A 1,911-nucleotide genomic window follows, 5' to 3' on the forward strand; every position below is an offset into this window, starting at 1 on the left:
TGCGGGCCAGGTTGTCCTCGTCGCTTCGGGTGCGGGGGACCACGGCTACCGGGAGGAGTGGTTCCGGCATGTCCCAGGGAGCCATCAGAGACCTCCAAGTGCCTGACCACGAAGAGCAGCGTCGCCGGAAGATTCGCGTACATGATCGACTGCGCGGAGGCCACGCGCTGGGTCATCAGCTAACTGGGGGTACGGCGGGCCGCTTCCCCAGGGGCGGCCCGCCGTTCCGCGTCTCAAAACGCGAGCGACACACGGGTGTCGGATTGATCAACCATGCTGCACAGTGGTGGGGTTAGCTCTCGACCGCCGGGAGGCACCATGGGCGAGGACGTCGCGAAGCACGAGTTCACGCGCGAGGACCGCACGCGGTACCGCACCAAGGTCCGGCGCTGTCTCGACGTGTTCGCCCGGATGCTGCGTGAGGCGCGGTTCGACTTCGAGAGGCCGATGACCGGCCTGGAGATCGAGATCAACCTCATCGACGAGCACGGCGACCCCGCGATGAAGAACCACGAGGCGCTCGAGGTCATCGACGACCCGGACTTCGTGACCGAGCTCGGCCAGTGGAACATCGAGATCAACGTGGCGCCGCGCCGGCTCGCGGGCGGGGGCATCACCTCGTTCGAGGAGACGGTCCGGCGGTCGCTGAACTCCGCCGAGGAGAAGGCGCGCGAGATCGGCGCGCACATGGTCATCAACGGCATCCTGCCGACGTTGCGCACCAAGCACGTCACGCCGGACCAGCTGTCGGGCAACCCGCGGTACGCGCTGCTGAACGAGCAGGTGCTCGCGGCGCGCGGTGAGGACCTGCAGATCTCCATCGACGGCGTGGAACGGCTGCACCTCACCGCCAGCTCGATCGTGCCCGAGGCGGCCTGCACCAGCACGCAGCTGCACCTGCAGGTCTCGCCGGAGCAGTTCCCCGCGTACTGGAACGCCGCGCAGGCCATCGCCGGCGTGCAGGTGGCGGTCGGCGCCAACTCGCCGTTCTTCCTCGGCAAGGAGCTGTGGCGCGAGACCCGCATCGCGTTGTTCCAGCAGGCCACCGACACCCGCGGCGACGAGCTCAAGGCCCAGGGCGTGCGGCCGCGGGTGTGGTTCGGCGAGCGGTGGATCAACTCGATCTTCGACCTGTTCGAGGAGAACGTCCGCTACTTCCCCGCGTTGCTGCCCATCTGCGACGACGAGGACCCGTTGGCCGTGCTCGACCGCGGCGACACGCCAGGTCTCAGCGAGCTGAAGCTGCACAACGGCACGATCTACCGCTGGAACCGCCCGGTGTACGACGTGGTGCGCGACCGCCCGCACCTGCGCGTCGAGAACCGGGTACTGCCCGCCGGGCCCACGATCGTGGACACCCTCGCGAACGCCGCGCTGTACTTCGGTCTGGTGCGGGCGCTGGCGGAGGACGAGCGTCCACTGTGGTCGCAGATGAGCTTCCAGGCCGCGGAGGAGAACTTCAACGCCGCCTCCCGCAACGGCATGGACGCGCAGATGTACTGGCCCGGTGTCGGCACCGTGCCCGTGATCGAGCTGGTGCTGCGCAGGCTTCTCCCCCTGGCGCACGAGGGGCTGATCCGGTGGGGTGTCGACTCCGCCGAACGGGACAGGCTGCTCGGGGTGATCGAGCAGCGCTGCCTCGCCGGGGTCAACGGAGCGTCGTGGCAGGCGCGGGAGTTCCACCGGCACTACGACCACACGCACCTGGACCGGGCGGACGCGTTGCGCGCGATGCTCCGGTCCTATGTGGAACTGATGCACGCCAACGAACCCGTGCACACCTGGCCTGTGACGCCGTGAGTGGGGGTGGGGGCGAAAGCGGCCCCACCCCCCTAGATCAGCTCGTCGGGGAGTCGGGCGGCGGGGGCGATCGTTGGCGCCCCCCCACACCCCCCCGCTGGAACACACCCC

1 protein-coding gene is annotated in these 1,911 nt (G+C 69.1%); it reads left to right on the forward strand.

Translation table 11 applies throughout. The features are described from left to right. Positions 1-318 precede the first annotated feature (318 nt). Positions 319-1,800, forward strand: a complete 1,482-nt coding sequence (locus ABZX92_RS45800; protein WP_355572439.1) for a glutamate--cysteine ligase — start codon at positions 319-321, stop codon at positions 1,798-1,800. Positions 1,801-1,911 lie beyond the last annotated feature (111 nt).

The organism is Lentzea sp. NPDC006480 (genome assembly GCF_040611995.1).
Classification (GTDB): domain Bacteria; phylum Actinomycetota; class Actinomycetes; order Mycobacteriales; family Pseudonocardiaceae; genus Lentzea.

What these genes read in the sequence shown, in the direction of transcription:
- ABZX92_RS45800 (WP_355572439.1), top strand. Translation starts at nt 319, where the DNA reads ATGGGCGAGGACGTCGCGAAGCACGAGTTCACGCGCGAGGACCGCACG.